This is a genomic window from Methylomonas sp. LL1, assembly GCF_015711015.1.
GTDB lineage: Bacteria > Pseudomonadota > Gammaproteobacteria > Methylococcales > Methylomonadaceae > Methylomonas.
In genome coordinates this window covers 21,247-38,737 of the sequence record NZ_CP064653.1, presented here as the reverse complement: position 1 = coordinate 38,737, position 17,491 = coordinate 21,247, and the positions used below count along the sequence as shown (strand labels likewise).

Annotated in this window: 16 protein-coding genes; 2 read left to right on the top strand and 14 right to left on the bottom strand. The window is 50.7% G+C overall.

Features of this window, described 5'->3' with window-relative positions; translation table 11 throughout:
• Nucleotides 1-8: 8 nt before the first annotated feature.
• The 10 genes from IVG45_RS00755 to IVG45_RS00710 form a co-directional block, all read right to left on the bottom strand.
• Nucleotides 9-668, bottom strand: a complete 660-nt coding sequence (locus tag IVG45_RS00755; protein ID WP_196436003.1) for a hypothetical protein — start codon at nt 666-668, stop codon at nt 9-11.
• Between the two features lie 17 nt (nt 669-685).
• Nucleotides 686-1,132, bottom strand: coding sequence for an ATP synthase subunit C (locus IVG45_RS00750; RefSeq protein WP_196436002.1), 447 nt, complete (start codon nt 1,130-1,132; stop codon nt 686-688).
• A gap of 61 nt (nt 1,133-1,193) precedes the next feature.
• Entirely contained in the window at nt 1,194-2,966 is a 1,773-nt protein-coding gene (locus tag IVG45_RS00745; RefSeq protein WP_196436001.1) for a V-type ATP synthase subunit I, read from the bottom strand.
• A complete protein-coding gene (locus tag IVG45_RS00740) occupies nt 2,963-3,586 on the bottom strand; it encodes a V-type ATP synthase subunit D (protein WP_196436000.1) in 624 nt (207 codons plus the stop codon). The genes IVG45_RS00745 and IVG45_RS00740 overlap by 4 nt, the downstream gene beginning before the upstream one ends.
• A 6-nt stretch (nt 3,587-3,592) precedes the next feature.
• A complete protein-coding gene (locus tag IVG45_RS00735; protein WP_196435999.1) occupies nt 3,593-4,936 on the bottom strand; it encodes a V-type ATP synthase subunit B in 1,344 nt (447 codons plus the stop codon).
• 273 nt (nt 4,937-5,209) lie between these two features.
• The gene (locus tag IVG45_RS00730) at nt 5,210-5,632 is read right to left on the bottom strand and encodes a BLUF domain-containing protein (protein WP_196435998.1); all 423 of its coding nucleotides are present in this window, start codon (nt 5,630-5,632) and stop codon (nt 5,210-5,212) included.
• Nucleotides 5,633-5,859: 227 nt separating this feature from the next.
• Nucleotides 5,860-7,155: a hypothetical protein gene (locus IVG45_RS00725; protein WP_230874698.1), complete on the bottom strand. Its 1,296-nt coding sequence runs from the start codon at nt 7,153-7,155 to the stop codon at nt 5,860-5,862.
• Nucleotides 7,156-7,515: 360 nt separating this feature from the next.
• Entirely contained in the window at nt 7,516-8,310 is a 795-nt protein-coding gene (locus IVG45_RS00720; protein WP_196435997.1) for a DUF3313 family protein, read from the bottom strand.
• 255 nt (nt 8,311-8,565) lie between these two features.
• Nucleotides 8,566-10,557, bottom strand: a complete 1,992-nt coding sequence (locus tag IVG45_RS00715) for a sigma 54-interacting transcriptional regulator (protein ID WP_196435996.1) — start codon at nt 10,555-10,557, stop codon at nt 8,566-8,568.
• Between the two features lie 227 nt (nt 10,558-10,784).
• Complete coding sequence (locus IVG45_RS00710) at nt 10,785-12,083, bottom strand: esterase/lipase family protein (RefSeq protein WP_196435995.1); 1,299 nt, start codon at nt 12,081-12,083, stop codon at nt 10,785-10,787.
• Nucleotides 12,084-12,181: 98 nt separating this feature from the next.
• Here IVG45_RS00710 and IVG45_RS00705 point away from each other — a divergent pair, with 98 nt between their 5' ends.
• Nucleotides 12,182-13,237, top strand: coding sequence for a hypothetical protein (locus tag IVG45_RS00705; protein ID WP_196435994.1), 1,056 nt, complete (start codon nt 12,182-12,184; stop codon nt 13,235-13,237).
• 240 nt (nt 13,238-13,477) lie between these two features.
• On the opposite strand, the gene gorA is transcribed toward IVG45_RS00705, so the two are convergent.
• The 4 genes from gorA to IVG45_RS00685 all read right to left on the bottom strand — a co-directional run bounded on the left by gorA (nt 13,478) and on the right by IVG45_RS00685 (nt 16,559).
• Nucleotides 13,478-14,833, bottom strand: coding sequence for a glutathione-disulfide reductase (gene gorA, locus IVG45_RS00700; protein ID WP_196435993.1), 1,356 nt, complete (start codon nt 14,831-14,833; stop codon nt 13,478-13,480).
• A gap of 36 nt (nt 14,834-14,869) precedes the next feature.
• Nucleotides 14,870-15,397 carry a peroxiredoxin gene (locus IVG45_RS00695; protein ID WP_196435992.1) on the bottom strand — a complete coding sequence of 176 codons (528 nt, stop codon included), beginning with the start codon at nt 15,395-15,397 and terminating at the stop codon, nt 14,870-14,872.
• 224 nt (nt 15,398-15,621) lie between these two features.
• The gene (locus IVG45_RS00690) at nt 15,622-16,143 is read right to left on the bottom strand and encodes a hypothetical protein (RefSeq protein ID WP_196435991.1); all 522 of its coding nucleotides are present in this window, start codon (nt 16,141-16,143) and stop codon (nt 15,622-15,624) included.
• A 17-nt stretch (nt 16,144-16,160) separates the two neighbouring features.
• Nucleotides 16,161-16,559: a BON domain-containing protein gene (locus tag IVG45_RS00685; RefSeq protein ID WP_196435990.1), complete on the bottom strand. Its 399-nt coding sequence runs from the start codon at nt 16,557-16,559 to the stop codon at nt 16,161-16,163.
• Nucleotides 16,560-17,115: 556 nt separating this feature from the next.
• Between IVG45_RS00685 and IVG45_RS00680 the strand changes: the two genes are divergently transcribed.
• Entirely contained in the window at nt 17,116-17,478 is a 363-nt protein-coding gene (locus tag IVG45_RS00680) for a PRC-barrel domain-containing protein (RefSeq protein ID WP_196435989.1), read from the top strand.
• Nucleotides 17,479-17,491 lie beyond the last annotated feature (13 nt).

Sequence of the window (17,491 nt, the reverse complement as noted above, 5' to 3'; positions counted from 1 at the left end):
ATGTCCCTTTATTCCACACCGGTCAAGATAGCCTGAAAACGCGGCAACAATCGGTCAGCCAGCATTTTGGCTATCGCCTTGTCGGACAAATCGATTTCCAGCTGCTCCCCTACCAGTCGTACTCTTGCACCGCCGTCGACGCTAGTGGAAGCAATTAATTCAACGCCTTCGCGCAACATATCGCTGGAAAGACTCAAGATGGTTTGTTTACCAAGATCACGTAGTTTAGGATCGGGTTTTCCGGTCAAAATGGCTTCTGACAGCAGAATTTGGATATGCTTGTCCTTGATAAATTCTTCGGCACTATGGCCGGCGAGTACCAAAATCAGGTTTTTCATCAATTCTTGGTCTTGGGTTGCGTTAGTGACCAAACGGCGCACAAAGGTTTCGAATGCGCCTGCAACACCATTCTTCAAGCGCTGGACCGTATCGCGGGCGGATAGCTTCAAAGCTTCCTGCGCGGCAGCCCGCTCGGCTTCGATATCCGCCGAGGCCTTGGCACGCAATTGCTCTATTTGTTTTTGCGCATCCGCCAGTAAATGCGAGGCTTTTGCCTCCGCTTCGGCAATAATACGCGTGGCTTCCTGGTTGGCGCCTTGCACGCCCTGATCGCGTATCCTGTCGATCAGCGCTTGTACGCTGGGATCGTGGATTGTGAGTTCCGACATGATAGGCCTCCGTCAGCTTATTTGGGGATGTCGCCGGAAAGCACCAGCGCAAATACGAATGCGAACACCGCAAAACCTTCGACCAAGGCCGCCGGCGCCAAGGAAATACCGAAAATTTCCAATTTACTTTTCGAGGCGTTGATCGCGGAAGCGCAAGCACTACCCTGGGCAAAGGCACTCAACATCAATGCCACGCCGGTCAAAATTCCCAAGCCGAAAATGCCCGGCGAATTTTCGATCGTCAACTCCCGACGCAGCGCCATGGTAACGACAATGCCGTAAATGGTTTGCGACGAAGGCATCGCCGCCACGCCGATGTAGCGGCCGAATCCACTTTCGACGTCCAACAATGCGCCACATGCCGCCATTCCGGCGCGAGCGCAACCGATCATGCTGCCGACCGCCCCCAAGGCCAATGGCGCGAACATCCCCAACCAGCCGAGCGACACGATAAAAGAATCCATAGTAAACCTCCGGGCGTTATAAAAATTTGAAATCCTGTTACGGGACTGGTCTACGCCGATCTCATCTTTCCGTGCGACGGAAAGGCTTGAACAACATGCCTTCTTCCTTCAATCCCCAATTAAAAAATTCGATGACGTTCAAACGTAAGCCGTGAATCAGCGCACTGGCCAATCCCAACAGCAGGTTGACCGCGTGCCCCAACAACAGCACCAATATTGCAAGGAAAAGCCCGAGCCCCGGCATGGCCTCGTGTATCCCCGAGGCCATGTGGTTGAATTCCGCCGCCAACGAACCACTGGCAAGCCCCAAGGCAAACAAGCGCAAATAACTGAGTACGTCGCCGAAAGCTCCGGACAATTTGGTCATGCCGAGCAGGCCCTTTAACAAACGGGGTAACGGTTTTTCGAACGGCGCCGTGAACCACAATACCAATACCACTCCCATACCTGCCAAGCTCAGAGACAGTGGTTTTAATACGGCTGGGGCAAAAGCGGTTGCCAGCAACAACAGTAACCCGGCCGAGACAATGCAAGCCCATCCAATCGAGGCCAATCCTTCCACTCGATTCGGGTAGCGCGCCGCATCCAACGCCGCCCCCAAAATGACATGGACGCAGCCTATGAAAACTGAAATCTGCATCATCAGATTGGAGTCGCTCATATCCAAGACATGAAATACGGACAAAAACGAACCCTTGGCCGGCGCCACGCCAAAATAACTACCAATCAACATGCCGTATAAAACAGAAAACCCCACGATTACCACACACAATGGCCGAAATCGTCTCCCCCCGCTTGCTACACCCATTTTGCGCCAAAAGGACAACAGCAAAGCCCCCAGGAACAGCGCATAACCGGCATCGGCTAGGATCATCGCGAAAAACAAGGCGAAGGAGATGAATACCACCGGCGAGGGATCCCAGGTACGATAACCTGGCGTCATATAAAAATTGACCAAGTCTTCCCCGGCGGCAAGCCACTCAGGATTGTGTAAATAGGTGGGAGGCATGTCGTCAGCTTGTACTTCTTGAATATCCAAATGCACGCCATGCCGGTGTGCGTAGTCTTCAAGTTGCTGGCGTTGCAACTGCGGCGCCCAGCCTCGCAACGCAAACATGCCAGCCCGGTTGTAAATCTGATGTTGCGCGGCCTCCAAAGCTGCTCTGTCTTCCAAGGTGGCGATGTTGTCGCGTAGCAGGCTATACCAGCGAGTCAAATAGGCCCGCTCGGCCCGAGCATCTTCGATAGCCATTTCCACTTGTTCCAGGCGCGTTTCCAATTCATGCCGTGACCGGTTACCGATACGGCTACGGTTGACCGGCATCCCTTCCGGTTCCGTTGCCGAAACCACCACGACGTAGCTATGGCGATTGTCTGTTCGGACGATTTGATACGTTAGAGGCAGACTCTGTATCAACGGCATCTCACGGTGTGGCACCAGATAGAACCACAGACGCAGGCCGCCCATCTCAGGCAGAGGGGAAAATGTAAAATCGCCCCATGGCCGCATGTCCTGAATGCGTTTGACCAGAAAATCGCGCTCATCGGACAGGTCTTGCAAGCGCTGCCTAACATCCAACACCTTGCGCTCGGTTTCCAACGCATCGAAACTGTCACTGTCGCCAATCTGCCGCCGCATTTGCGGGCAATCGTGTAAAAACCGCAGAGCTTCGCGCGAACCGGCCGTCACGGGAGGCAAGGTATCCTGACCGCCGTTTTCCTCCGCTAACGGTTCGATATGCAGGCAACCCAAGGCCTGCATATCTTCCAACAAACGCGCCCTATCTTCGGTCAGCCCCAAGAATGTGACCTTATCCAAACGTACGATGCTCATTCCGAAGCCTCCGTCAGCGTACTCCGGTCATGCAATTGTTTCGATTTCGCCAATTTCGATGTCACCACCGCGGCCCGTTCGGTTTCACCAAGATAGATGCGAATGCGCTGAATATTGCCGTGCGCTGTCGGAATCAGGATTTTTTCGAACAAATTGACCCGTTGCGTGATCCGCCGTAATTGCAGGCGCAAAATATCCAAGCGCTGGGCGGCAATCTCTGCCCGCAATCGACAAGTTTTGGCGTCTTGCAAGCGTTGCACCAGGATGTCAAACCAGGGCGGTGTCGCCAACGGTGAATAATCGACAACCCTGCAATCCAGCGATTCCAAGATTGGCAGTCTGACACCGACGATATTTTGCTCACCCAATTTATAGCCTTTGATGACAACCAAGTCGCTCAACGGCAAGCCTTCGTCGGCCAGCATCGGCAATTCCTCGCCGATACGGGTTTCCAAGTCGTCGCTCCTAGCAATGGCCGCGGCATGTTCTTGCTCCGCTTTTTGGGCTTCCATCGTCAACTGCCGGCGTTTCAAGTCCAGAGACGGCAACAAGCGCTTGTAAAGCTTCAACTGCTCCTGCTGCTCATGCAAGGCATGTTTGCTCAGTTTCAGCTTGGCCATGACCTGTCACCCCAGCGCCGCTTTGGCAACTTGCTCTGGAAAATATTTATCGACCAGATTCTTTTTCATCAGCAACTCGTCTTTTGTGAAACATTCCGCCAAGGTCTGCCAGCACAAATCCAAGGCCTCAATCACTGGTATCGAGACACCGATGTCCATGAAGCGTGCTTTGAACAAGCCACCGAACTTCAACAGTTTGTGGTCGAAAGGCGATAATTCGAAGGCCATCGCCTGCTTCTTTTGCGCTTCGACCGCACCGGAATAAAAGCGGATCATGGTGTTCATGATTTGGCCATGATCCTCGCGCGTGGCCTTGCCGATCACATGTTGTTTCAGACGCGACAGCGAGCCGAATGGGTCGATGAAGCCGTCGTGCAAGTAAAACTGGCCTTCGGTGATATAGCCCGTATTGTCCGGCACCGGATGGGTTACATCGTCGCCCGGCATCGTAGTCGCGGTCAGGATGGTGACCGAGCCTGCCCCCTTAAAATCACAAGCCTTTTCATAGCGTTGGGCAAACTGGGTATATAAATCGCCCATATAGCCGCGCACCGCCGGAATCCGTTCCTGGGCAACACCCAATTCCTTCATCGCATCGGCATAAGCAGTCATATCGGTCAACAACACCAGCACCCGCTTGTTTTCCTCGACCGCCATTTTCTCGGCTACCGCCAAAGCCATGTCCGGAATCATCAGTCGTTCGACCAATGGATCGGAAGCTTGATTGACGAACATCACCGTACGGTGGAAAACACCATGGGTTTCGAATGCATCGCGAAAGAAGTGATAGTCATCGAAAATCAGGCCCATGCCGCCAAAAACCAAGACATCGGCATTGGCCTGAAAACCAATGCGCGCCAACAGTTCGTTATACGGCTCGCCGGCCACCGAAAAAATTGGGATTTTTTGGCTTTCGACCAGACAATTGAACAGATCAATCATCGGCACCTTGGTTTCGATCATATGCGTCGGCATCACGCGCATCGCCGGATTGACCGTTGGCCCCGCCACTTGAATACGCGGATCGGTATTGAGCTCGGGACCGCCATCGATGGGATCGCCCGAGCCGCGAAAAATCCTGCCCAAGATATTGGGCGAATAAACCACGTCCAAGCCGCGGCCGAGAAAATTGACCGTGGCCCCCGTGGAAAGCCCTTTGCCTCCGGAAAAGACTTGCAAGCTGACGATGTCTCGATCCAAATCGACGACCTTCGCCCACGACGTTTCTCCATCGGTGTTTTCGACCATGGCCATTTCCCCAAAAGCTCTACCCTTGGCGCGGACACGGATGGTATCGCCAACGATCTCGAGCAGGCGTGTATGGCGAGCAAGATTTTGGATTTGACTCATAGCCATGGCTCCATGTTGTTTGTATCCGATTGCGATTGCCGGTTTTCCAGCGTCCGATAGCCTTACAAATCACTTAGAGCTTCGGATCAGCAACGACTACTGGAATGAATGGATGATTACAATTGATGGCAGTTAATGTGCCAATCCGAAAACAGGCGAATTTGAGAAGAAAAGTATCACTGCAACAAGCAGTTACAAACAATAGCCAACAAGACTAGCGTTGGTAATAAGCCGCCCCATCCCCGAAATACCATGGTTTCCCCGAATTCAGACTCAAAATAAAATCTCATGCCTGAACAGCCTTAACAAGTCATCAACTTCACTAGATAGATTAGGCAGTTCGGCCATGGGCCTTTGCAAAAAATCGTTGAAACCTTCCTGTACATCGGGAGTTTGGTCACTAATTTTATTAAAACCCATGGTCCAATCCCCAAATGAACGCTCGGAAATTGGCTTTTTATAAATAACCGATACTTTATAGTGGCGTGCGTCTTGTTTGATTGTATTAAACAACTGATCCAAGACTGTTTCTTCACCTTCTAGGACCTGAAGAGAAAAAGGATCAAGATAAAGCAGCATTCCGGTGACGTTTAACCTCTCATTTTTGGCTCGCGCGCGCTTGAGCAATTCCCTCAAGTCATCATCCGACCACTTTTGGCTGGCAACGCTGGTGTAAACGACGCAATAAAGAGACATTGTCAGACCCCTGGTGGCAAATACACACTCTTAATAGTAGTTAAACAGGTTGATTCCGCGCATAGTTCGGCAACATCGGAAAATCAACCTGTAACCATTCGCCTATCCCAAGGCTACTCTGGAGTCGAAGGACGATTTGGTTGGAATAATTTCCCTGAATTCATGGGGCGATTGTAATCGCCCCTTGGATATTCGAATATCAGAAACTTATTTTTTCCCTGATCGAATCACTTGACTTCCTTAGTAAACTGGCAGCGTTGTTTGACCAGCGGGTCGTCTTCCGGATGACCAATGCCCTTGGCAATCAAGGCGACAACCCGATCATCCGAGTCATAGCCGATATGAGCTTGCATCGGATTGGCCAGGTCAGCGAAGCCGAAGGCATCCATGACATTGGCGATGTTAATATTGACGTTGGTGACAGTGGTGCACATCCGTGCGTCAAGATATTGCTGCGCAAAACCTGGCGGTATGCCGTAACTTAACAGATCATTGGGATCACTGAAGGCAATAATCTCGGTTTGATTGACCATCCGTTTGTTGTAGTTTGCACCTTTGGCGTCGCAATAGTCCGCTCTATCACCCACCACCTCGGGCAATTCCCGACCCAATTGCAACATCGGCAACTGGTTGGACAGCATATAGATAGGTATGCGTTTATTTTGAAACGCCGCGATGACTTTATCAGTAATAATCACATCTTTGCTCGGATCTGAATATTTCGCCACATTTGCCAGAATATGAGCGATACGTTGCAGACCATCAATGGTAATGCGGCTACCCAGGCTATGAGAAATGAACACATAGTCGTCATTCGCAATATGATCGATATTGGAATCGTTCAAACCAGTACAGGCATGCGTACCGCTAGAGGGGATATCTTCATAATCCCGGGAAGCCATCCAACAGACCGACTGTCCAAACGCCGCCAGGATCGCATCGCGGCTTTGCCCCAGATAAATAATAGGATCGGGGCCGGTATCGTTGCTGAACTTTTTCAACAAACCATTAATTTTGGCCCGCCGAAAATCGTATTCGCCGGAATTATCGAATGCCAGCAGCTCTTTTTGTTTGCGGGTAATGTCCGACCAGGTCAGTTCATAAAAGGTCAGGTCCTTGCCGGTTTCTTCGTTCAGAAGATGCGTCACCCGTAAATTACCCAGTTCCGTGTCTGGCACCAATGGCGCGGATAATTTGATATTTTTTTGGCCTTCGGAACGCGCATTCAGATTCAAGTCCTTGGCCAATTTCTCCAGGAACTGCGTGGTATAACCGGGAATGTGATCGCCCACCCCATGCACGAATAGAACCTTGGTTTTTCCCTGCTTCTTGACCAAACCGGGCTCAAGACCGGTAAAAGGTTGACCCCATACCTGGCATTGCCGGGTGTCTTCGGTTTCGGATTTTTCCAGAATGGCTTCGGCTATGCCTTTACCGATTCCAGTACAACCGGATAGCAACATGGTAACTGACAGCACTGAAACCAGGCGTCCGGTTTTGGACAAATTAGAACATGTTCTCATGCTGTTTAATCCAGTTAGAATTGATCGGAAACAAGGAAAATAATCGAATAAAAATAACACCACCGTGTTACTGACATGTTAAAACACTTATCAAGCCCAAAAGTAACCGTTCAGTTAAACAGGCGGGCCATTCTTCCAGCGTGAGGGGGTAAAAATAAGCAATTTGCCACACTCTAAAGTCACTTCACCCAGCCCTCTCGTTGGAGAGAAAATATTGTGCTTCGCGCTGAATAGTAACGCCAAGGACAAATGGGCAATAAATCGCCAAAACCTTGCTTTCCACACGACGCATGGAAAGCATAAGCCGAAGTTGGTATTGGCGAAATGTCAAACCGGATAACGAGTCTATACCAACCGCCCCTAGAAAGGTCTCAAGGTAAACGGCGTTTCATCGGTCACCATTTCGCCCGGTTTACGGTTAGCGATTTGCACGAACTGCTTGGCCCATCTATCCATGATACCTTTCGCCGGTCCAAACCAGGTCAGCCGGGTCAAGTCGAGTGGTCCGGCATCCTGCATATCACGATCGGCAAAAGTGGCCACCACTTCGCCGGTTTTCACGTCGCGCAAACGCCCTTCGAACGCCGCTCTACGTTGGTTGACAACGCCCGCGGCCGTGCCGCCACCCGGCACCAGCCAACCGGCCGCATGCAAGGCAGGTTGTGAAGGATTGATCTCGATCAAGGCCAGTTCCATGCGCAATGCCGGCAGTCTATGTTGATTGGCAAACTCGACTAACGTAAAGCGGTGATTGGGATCCTCCTTAAACTCCTTGATCACTTGACTACGGAAATATTGAGCCAGCTCCTTGAAGTCGTTTTTAATATCGGTCAGCAAATTGGCAGAACTGAGTTCATGTAACCAATCCATTTCCAGCATATACTGGGTATTGACCGGCGCCACTTCCAATTCTTTATAATTGGCCGCATTGAAGCCGGGTTTCACCCAAACTTTTTGAAACGGCAAATCCGCGCGTTTGGTTTGCCGCTCCGGATGCTCGATAAAGCCGGCATCGGGCGCCGGCTTGACCACTTCCGCCTTCAGTTTATTGGTTTCCGTATTCACGCTGCTACAGCCCGTGACCGCCACTAAAACACTCAATAGCAGGCCAAATTCAGTTGAACGTTTTTGTATTGTTTGCTTATGCCTATTCAAGGGTTTTACTCCAGGTTAGAAATTCAATTTACTGTTTTGATTGCGGCAGTGATACTCGGATAATTAAAGCTCTTGGAAGCCATGCAACTCGCTAATAGCTCATCAAAAGCAGGAAGCGGGCCACTTTCAAACCCCATGAGACAAGGCAAGGAAGTTTTTATCTAACAGTCAGTTACAATGAAATTGGTCAGAATCCACGGAATGAAAGCCAATCGGGAAACCACGAAATATCGTGGTTTCCTCGAAATAGTGCCGTTATCCGGAAGATGGACGCCGTATGCCTAGTTTAGTCATGCGGCTTTCCAGAGTGCTGGGATTGAGTCCAAGAATCGCGGCCGCGCCACCTTGACCACGCACTCGCCAACCGACGGCTTCCAATACGTGGACAATATGATCGCGCTCCATATCTTCCAGTGTTCCCAAGGAAGGTTTGCTGGATGTCGCGATAGTTGCACAACCGTTGGGCAGAGCGACTTTCAGGATCGGACCCTTGGCTAGAATCACGGCCCGTTCGATCACATTGCGCAATTCTCGGATATTGCCCGGCCAATCATAGTCGCAAAGCAGTTGAAGACTGGCCTTGCCGACACCATCAATGGATTTGTCCATTGCCAGGGCAAACTCGTCGATGAAGGTCTCGATCAAACTAGGAATATCCTCCCGTCGTTCACGCAGGGGCGGGATCTCGATGGGAAAAACATTCAAGCGGTAATACAAATCTTCCCGGAAACGCCCTTCGGCCACTTCCCTAGACAAGTTGCGGTTAGTCGCGGCAATAACCCGAACATCGACTTTGATTGGCCTTGGATTTCCCAGGCGCTCGATTTCTTTTTCCTGCAACACGCGCAGTAATTTCGCCTGAGCATCCAACGGTAATTCGCCCACTTCATCGAGAAACAAGGTTGATCCGCAGGCCAATTCGAAGCGGCCGACTTGCTTGGACAACGCGCCGGTGTAAGCACCTTTTTCGCGGCCAAATAATTCACTCTCGATCAATGCCGCGGGAATAGCCGCGCAATTGACTCGAATCATCGTCCTATCCTTGCGGGGACTGGCTTGGTGAATCGCTGTCGCCAACATTTCCTTGCCGGTACCGGTTTCACCGAAGATCAGCACCGAAGCCGGCGTCGGGGCAACCTGCTCGATCTGCTCCAAGATATGCCGCATTGCCGGATTACGACTTCCGAGATGTCCCAAGCCATGACGACCCAATATTTCATGGCGCAGGTAGCTATTTTCCTGCTGAACCTTCTCCTTCAGGCCGCGAATTTCCTCCAGCGCGGTATTGAGTTCAAGGTTGGCGCGTTCAAGCTCAAGCTTGTTCCGGCGGCTCTCGGTGATATTCAGGCTGGCTCCCATCACCAACTTGGGCCGGCCGGAAGCGCCAAGTTGACAGCGGCCCGTTACGCAAACCCAATGCTCAGTACCATCGGGGTGAAGCACGCGATATTCATCGCGTAAATTGGTTTCGCCCTGCAATATCCTTTGCACCGTTTCGCTGACACGTTGTTTGTCGTCAGGATGCAGGCATTGCATAAAGCGTTGAAAATCCAACTGTTCATCCAACGAAACGCCATAAATTTTCCGCGCTATATCGGTCGCCCAGATCGTATCCTGGGTAAAATTCCAAACCCATAACCCGACGTCCGCCGCTTCGGCCGCCAGCCGCATTTGTTCTTCTCTATCTTGAATAATTTGCAAGGTGCGCTTGCGCTCCAAGACATTGGCAAACACATCGGCAATAAGGCCGAAACCATCTACCGTCTTGTCCGACCAATACCGAGGGCGGGAGCAGGCAAAGCTGATGCCACCGCCCAAATGGCCGCCGACGATAAACGGAAAAATCACGGCGGCTCTAGTGCCGTAGCGGAGAAAGCCCTCCCGATCGACCGCGCCTTCCGCGGGCAAGGCATCGACGTCATGCATGACGAAAGGCTTACCCGACAACAGCGTCTGTGTCAGAAAAGGACCTTCGGACGTCAATGACTCGGCTTGCCAGGGCTTCTTATCGGGCTTTGCATAACTATACTTGGAGTAGAAGTCCTTGCGGTCGGCCGTGATTAAGCCCAATGCAATGCTATCCAAATCCAGATTTTCGGCAATCCGGTGTAGATTTTTTTCAACTTCCTGATCAATCTTATGCGTGGGTACACGCACGAAACTGGCCGAAAGATCGACCAATAAAGACTGAAGTTGCGGGTGTTGCTCGAATTCGATCAATGCTTTGTTTTTATTTTGAATTGCCATTGAAAATAGAGAGCCCTGTTTAGGTTAACGGAATATTACAACGCTCCATCACTGCGATGTGTTGGGATCAAGCCGGAAAAGCCTGTCTCTAAGATAAAATATGGCTATAAATTAACTCCATACCCAAAAACTGCCTTTGACCGAGCGGAACCGAAGCAAACAACTCCGCTCGGCGAACGATATATTCGGCATCTGCAATGAGTAAATGCTTTGCCTAAGCTACCATTTCATCGCACGCTGTCCAGTAATTGATTCACTACTTTTGCCGTTTCCGCTGTAGTTAGAATATCCATATGGGATTTCGGGTAGCCATAAAGGCGATTGGCTTCTTCTTGGGCTTCCGGCCGCAACTGGCTGGCCAGACTGACGGTACCATCGCCGGATTGGCTATCGATGAACGAAAACAACAAATGCTTAACCATCGTGTCAGGCAAGCGGCGACGCGATTCCGATTGTCCATCGCTATAGAACAAATCTTTCAGAAACCGGCTGCCCGGCGCCAAATCCTCCCAGGAATACACCGGCGTCGGAGCATGATCGACGCCTAACTTTGCTGCATCATGGCCATTCCAGGGCGTGGATATGGATACGAACAATGGGATAGTCAGACTCTTGTGATGCTCCAGATGTTTTAAAATAAAGCTTCTCGACACCAAACCGCCCATGCTGTGAGCCACGACCGCAATTTTATCGAATTGATACTTGGCTTGTAACAGTTGCAGCATTTGATCGATGTAGCGGGCGACATTGTCGATATAGGCGCCCGAGGGATAATACACCACCCAAGGCTGGAAACGGGTCCGATCCAGCTGTTCGATCAAATAATTAAAATTACGCGGGGTGCCGTTGATACCATGCACGAACAGCACCGGCATTTTGCCGGCGGAATAAGATTCAAGGAAATAAAGCCCGGCATTGCCGTCGATCAAGAAATCCAGCGGCTTCCATAGGCTTTGCTCGGCCACTTGATCGGCAAAACGGGGCTGATCCAGACTGGCAACTACCCCGACCTGAGCCACCTGGCCGAGCGAAATTTCGAATTGTTGCTTGGCGCTGCGAGCTTGCAGTTTAGAAACATCCAAGGGTGCTCCTGCTTGGGTGCGGCCTTGCTCGGGTATCAGCAAACCAATATCGGTTTTTACCGCGCCCGGCTGACAGTCGATGATGTCGGTCGGCAACGCGATTGCCGGTTCATCGAGCTGGTAAATCAAATCCGAGTTGATGTCTTTGAACGCAGCCATGACGTATTGTCCGGGCGCGGTCGTGAAATACCATTGTCCGGGCTGGTCATTGACAAAATGATCGAATAGTCCCCAGTTGTCGCGGTTCTTGATGTCGCCGCCGTTAAATTTAAACAACGCCACGACCAGTTTTTTGCCGTTATCGATTTCCGGTTTTACCGTGCCGTAGATCTGGCAATAACTCGCAATTTTCTCATGCTGTTCTTGAACGGCAAACAAGCCACAGCCCGCCAAACAACTGAGCATGAATACGATCATCCCCAATAAACGATATGTTTTCCGCATGTTCAAACTCCTCAAGTAAATGGAATCCAATTCTCCGGGCTGCCAAATCGGACCAAAATGGATACTATAGCGCTTTAAACACTGACAGGAAAAAGCCAATGTTAACCAAAAGCCCATTACTCCCGCTCATGCTGACTGCTAGCCTGCTAATCTGTCAACCTGTCCTAGCCCAGGAAACCCCATCCCCGGAACAAGTCCTACAAAATTTCGGCATCAGCACCTCGCGCATTCCGCAACTCGAGCAAGGTGAAATCGTTAGTTTCGAAGTCAGTGAAACCAGCCAGAAAGAACTGGCCATCGGCGTGGCTATGATCATACCCGTGCCCTTACCGAAAATTGTCGATTACATTAAGCGCGGCAATTTGAGTATGACCGAAGGTGACATCATTGCCACCGGTACGTTACCGGCTAACGCCGATGCCAACAGCCTCAAGAAATTCGGTTTTTCCGAAAAACAACTCGACGAAGCCAAGGCCTTTTTGAATGCCGAGGCGGGCAGCGAATTCAACCTATCCGAGGAAGAATTGAATAGTTTGAAAAACTTGCAGACCGGTCTGGAAGATGCCGACAACAAAACCTTGTTAAAAACCGCCAACAAAACCTATCGGGAATTTTTGCTGCAACGTTTGCAAGCCTACCGGAAAAATGGCTTGTCCGGCATAGCGGCATACAAGCGCGACGATGGCGTTGCCGATCCGGCGGCGGAATTGCGTACCGATGCCGTCAATAGTAAGGCCTGGTCTCACTATTTCCCCGAATTACAGCAAACCTGGTTGAATTATCCCGCCACGCTTCCGGCCAATACCAGTGAACAGTTTGTCTGGCTGAACCGTCGCGTGGAAGACCGCCCGACCCCGATTCTGACTCACCGCATCATTGCCACTGGCGAGGCGGGCGGCCTGATCGTATCACGGCAGTTTTACGTGGGACACTCGTATAACTCCAGCCATGTGGTGGCTGGCGGCCTACCCTACAAGGACGGCACCTTGGTGTTTTATTCCACCCGCAGTTCCACCGATCAAGTCGCCGGCATGGGCAGCGGTTTGAAGCATTCGATAGGCCGCGAGCAAATGAAAAAAGAGATGATCAAACGCCTGCAACGCTTGAATAAAGACTTGAAGCGCAAACCGGCGGAGATTGCCGAGGAAAATTAAAAAGGCACAGGGTTGAGGCAGGAATTGGTGGCAAGCTGGAACAACACAAAGACCAAAATCTCAAAATGGAAACCAACCGGGAAGGGAAAATCAAAAAAGAGGACGAATTAGCCAAACCGTCGAGGCAATTATATGCCTCGGTGGCTCGGCGACGACGTTAATCCAGGGAGAGGGGAATTACGGATTAGAACTCGACTTAATAGGTATTGCCTCGACATCCAATCCTCTAAGCTCCAACTGTTAAGCCTGAGCTTCACGCAAATATACAAATTCCTCGGCGGCGGTTGGATGCAGGCCAACCGTCGAATCGAAGACCGCTTTGGTTGCCCCGGCCCGCATGGCAACCGCCATGCCCAGGATAATTTCCGGGGCATCGACGCCTGCCATGTGTATACCGACCACTCGATCAGTACCGCGCACCACGATCATCTTCATCAAGGTTTTTTCATCCAAGCCCGACAGCGTATTTTTTAGCGGTATAAATCGGGATTGGTAAATGTCGATGTCCGGGTATTTTTCACGCGCCCGCGCTTCGGTCAAACCGACACTACCGATATTGGGCCGGCAAAAAACAGCCGAGGGGGTCATGTCGTAATCCACTGCTGGGTCTTGATGGTTATACAAGCTGTTCACCAGCGCCTCTGCTTCCGCTATGGCGACCGGCGTCAGGTTGAGACGATCGGTGACATCGCCCAGCGCATAGATCGATGGTATGTTGGTTTGATAGCAACTGTTGACCTTGATTGCGCCTTTGTCATCCAAGGCTACGCCGAGCGCCTCTAGTCCTAATCCGCTTGAATTCGGTGTTCTGCCGGTGGCATACATCACCAAGTCTGTGGTCATTTTACCGCCATCAGTCAAACGTACCGCAAAGTCATCGCCTGCGGTGCGTTCTATCGCCTCGACATCGGTATTGAAGAGGACACTAATACCTTTTCCGGCCATTTCAGCAGCCAGAAAATCGCGGATATCCTCATCAAAACCTTCAAGCAGTTTATCTCCACGCTGGCAAATCGTCGTATCCACACCCAGGCTATGAAGCGTGCTGGCAAATTCCACGGCGATGTAGCCGCCGCCGACAATAACGATGCGCTTAGGCAATTGTTCGAGAAAAAACATGTCGTTCGAGGTCACGACATGTTGCTTGCCGGGTATTTCCGGCACAAACGGCCAGCCGCCGGTAGCGATTAGTATGCGTTCGGCACTGTATTGCCTGGTACCAACGGCGACAGTGTGCGCATCGAGCAATTTTGCCCTGCCCGTGATAATACTGGCGCCGGATTTTTCCAGCTTGTTTCGATAAACCGTGTGCAAACGCTCTACGTCTTTATTTTTGTTGGCAATCAAGTGTGGCCAGTCGAAGGTTGGCATGCCCACCGTCCAGCCAAATCCCGCCGCCGCTTCAAATTCAGCTTTGAATTGGGCGGCGTAGACCAACAGTTTTTTCGGTACGCACCCCAGATTGACACAAGTGCCGCCTAAATGACGCTCTTCGGCAATGGCAACGCGAATGCCCTGAGACGCGGCCATATTCGCCGCCCGTACCCCGCCGGAACCCGCCCCCACAATGAATAGATCATAATCATATTGAGTCATGGCTGCCTCTCGTCGAATAAACTAGCCAAAACAAGTTCATTTGCGCTGTTTCAAATAGTCGAGCATGGTATCGGCATCGCTTACCGTAAACGGATCATCCGGGCAATTATCGACTTTGCCGGGTTCTCCGAATATTTTGAGAATTTTTTTATCCTCGACAAACATCGAATAGCGCCATGAACGACTGCCAAAACCAACGTTCTCTTTTTTCACCAGCATACCCATCGCACGGGTAAAGTCGCCATTGCCGTCGGGCAGCATTTTTACATGGGCGACCTTCAGATGCTTGCTCCATTGATACATGACAAAAGCATCATTGACACTCAGGCAATACACCTCATCAACGCCCTGATCAATAAGCTCCTGGTATTTTGCGTCATATCCCGGCAGATGCTTGGTAGAGCAAGTAGGCGTATAAGCGCCGGGAAGCGCCAAAATCACGATTTTTTTGCCTTTAAAAATATCGTCGGTACTGACATCCTGCCAGCGAAAGGGATTGTCGCCACCGATACTTTCGTCGCGAACTCGGGTTTTAAAAATCACATCAGGGACTGTTGAAAGCATGTGGTAGCTCCTTATTTTATCTGCTAGAAACATTGGAGCGGAATATCAACTCCAACGCCGGCAATAAATTTTTATCTTAGTTCTATGAAATCAAACGTGGTGGCTCAGCGTGCTTTTGCGCTTGAAAATGTTGCCAGGCCTTTGTCATTCGGTCGATTGGGGCATAAAAGAGTAAAATCACGCCTGGGTCTTAATTTTTGATTAAGGGTATTGGATCATCAAGGTTAAGTCGGTACCGAGGCTTCTTCAGTCGAGGCAATATCCTCTGCATGCGCTAGCTCGAAAATGTCTTTGGCCTGATCAATGGATTCGCTGTTTGCAGTATGGACAGAGATCAAGATGCCACCCTCCTTGATTTTTCCTTCATAGCGTATGGCTTCATACTCCGGAATACCCACCCCAATTAACCCGCCCGTCAATCCGCCGGTGGCGGCACCCAAGGCCGCACCGCTCAAGGTAGCCATAATCGGTCCTGCCGCGATAAACGGACCTAAACCGGGTATAGCTAAACTGCCAATGCCGGCTAGCCAGCCTAGCACCGCGCCTGTGCCAATGCCCACGGCCCCACCAATTGCGGCTCCTTCCGGTGCTTTGGTGTGCTTTTCATGGGCAAAATCCTTGGTGGTGGATTTGTCGGGAAGTAGTACCGAAATATCATTGTTGGCAAAACCCGCGTCCTTGAGCTTATTAACAATGCTTTCGGTCTGTTCGATACTTTTGGCGATACAAAAAACGGCTTTACTCATGACGTGCTCCCAGGCCTTTAAGGCGCTTTAATTTCAAGTTGATTATCTACCCGCACCACACCAGCTGTTTTCTGGCTGATTTGTTGCAGTTTTATGCTTTCGGCTTTAGTTTCAACGGGGCCACGCAAGGTCACCTCGCCATTTTGGGTAATGATTTTGACATTCTTGGCGTTGACTGATAGCGAGTCATCGTTGACAGCGGCATTACGGATGTCGGCGGTGATTTTGATGTCAGCTTTGGATTCGTTTTGATCCTCGGGTGTTAAGGTCATGTTGTCCTTATCGCGAACATTCTGCTGGGTATTTTCCAATGCCGAGTTTTCAGTCAAATAAATTTGTTCGGCGTGAACCACGCTGGTCAGCATGGTGATGGCAGCCGTTAAAGCGAACACAACTAACGATAAGCGTATAGGCATAATTCTCCCCTTCATGATGGTGTTTTATCTTCGGAAGAATGGAACGGCATTCATTGCCGACCTCATCCTTTTAATTTTTAGAAGACCTTCGGTTTTAACTAACGACGATCAACAGTAGCGTTAACCAACAATGGCATTGAGCCTTTGCTGTGCGGTTGAAGTTACTGAAAAATCCGCCCTACGTCGGTGCGGTGTCGAACATTGCAAATAAAGGCTGGAATTCGTTTGTTTAGCCAATACATTCAGTGACTCGACCTGTTCGAAGTGCCGCAAAAGCCACACTTCGAATGCCTGATGACAATCTCTCGCAACGTGAATGTCAGTATCGATTCACACTGCTGATGCCTGGGTTAAGCAAATGCCGGCGAATCTAGGAATTCCTAGTAGTCCCCGTATTTGCTGGATTTATGTGCGCTACCGTACTGTGTTTAGGCAATTTCCCATCTAATCTGAGCGCTGTAATTTATTGCTTGGCTGGCCGTAGTGGTTTTTCCCGATTCGGAAACAGCCAGCGCTGAATTACTGCTTTCATCCATTCCACAACCGGAGAAACCAGATGAGTCATCAATTTTCAATTTTGCCCGTTAGAGCATCGAGCATCATCGGTGCCAAGGTCATTAACCCCAAAGGCGACAGCCTCGGAGAAATCAAGGAAGTGGCCATCGATCCCCGCATCGGTAGGGTCGCCTATGCCGTTGTATCGTTTGGCGGCTTTCTGGGCATGGGGAAAAAGTTGTTCGCGATTCCGTTCAACGCGCTGGATTACAGCGTGCAAAATAGCGAGTACGTGCTCAATGTTTCCAAGGAACGATTGGAAGCCGCGCCTGGGTTCGACCCGGATCATTGGCCTTCGATGGACAATGAGCAGTGGAATCGCGACGTTTACAAATACTACGAGCGCTCGCCCTATTGGGAATAACCCAGTGTCGCTT

Excerpts from the sequence above, each read along its gene's own strand:
- IVG45_RS00755 (WP_196436003.1), bottom strand. The coding sequence starts at position 668 with ATGTCGGAACTCACAATCCACGATCCCAGCGTACAAGCGCTGATCGAC.
- IVG45_RS00750 (WP_196436002.1), bottom strand. The coding sequence starts at position 1,132 with ATGGATTCTTTTATCGTGTCGCTCGGCTGGTTGGGGATGTTCGCGCCA.
- IVG45_RS00745 (WP_196436001.1), bottom strand. The coding sequence starts at position 2,966 with ATGAGCATCGTACGTTTGGATAAGGTCACATTCTTGGGGCTGACCGAA.
- IVG45_RS00740 (WP_196436000.1), bottom strand. The coding sequence starts at position 3,586 with ATGGCCAAGCTGAAACTGAGCAAACATGCCTTGCATGAGCAGCAGGAG.
- IVG45_RS00735 (WP_196435999.1), bottom strand. The coding sequence starts at position 4,936 with ATGAGTCAAATCCAAAATCTTGCTCGCCATACACGCCTGCTCGAGATC.
- IVG45_RS00730 (WP_196435998.1), bottom strand. The coding sequence starts at position 5,632 with ATGTCTCTTTATTGCGTCGTTTACACCAGCGTTGCCAGCCAAAAGTGG.
- IVG45_RS00725 (WP_230874698.1), bottom strand. The coding sequence starts at position 7,155 with ATGAGAACATGTTCTAATTTGTCCAAAACCGGACGCCTGGTTTCAGTG.
- IVG45_RS00715 (WP_196435996.1), bottom strand. The coding sequence starts at position 10,557 with ATGGCAATTCAAAATAAAAACAAAGCATTGATCGAATTCGAGCAACAC.
- IVG45_RS00710 (WP_196435995.1), bottom strand. The coding sequence starts at position 12,083 with ATGCGGAAAACATATCGTTTATTGGGGATGATCGTATTCATGCTCAGT.
- IVG45_RS00705 (WP_196435994.1), top strand. The coding sequence starts at position 12,182 with ATGTTAACCAAAAGCCCATTACTCCCGCTCATGCTGACTGCTAGCCTG.
- gorA (WP_196435993.1), bottom strand. The coding sequence starts at position 14,833 with ATGACTCAATATGATTATGATCTATTCATTGTGGGGGCGGGTTCCGGC.
- IVG45_RS00695 (WP_196435992.1), bottom strand. The coding sequence starts at position 15,397 with ATGCTTTCAACAGTCCCTGATGTGATTTTTAAAACCCGAGTTCGCGAC.
- IVG45_RS00690 (WP_196435991.1), bottom strand. The coding sequence starts at position 16,143 with ATGAGTAAAGCCGTTTTTTGTATCGCCAAAAGTATCGAACAGACCGAA.
- IVG45_RS00685 (WP_196435990.1), bottom strand. The coding sequence starts at position 16,559 with ATGCCTATACGCTTATCGTTAGTTGTGTTCGCTTTAACGGCTGCCATC.
- IVG45_RS00680 (WP_196435989.1), top strand. The coding sequence starts at position 17,116 with ATGAGTCATCAATTTTCAATTTTGCCCGTTAGAGCATCGAGCATCATC.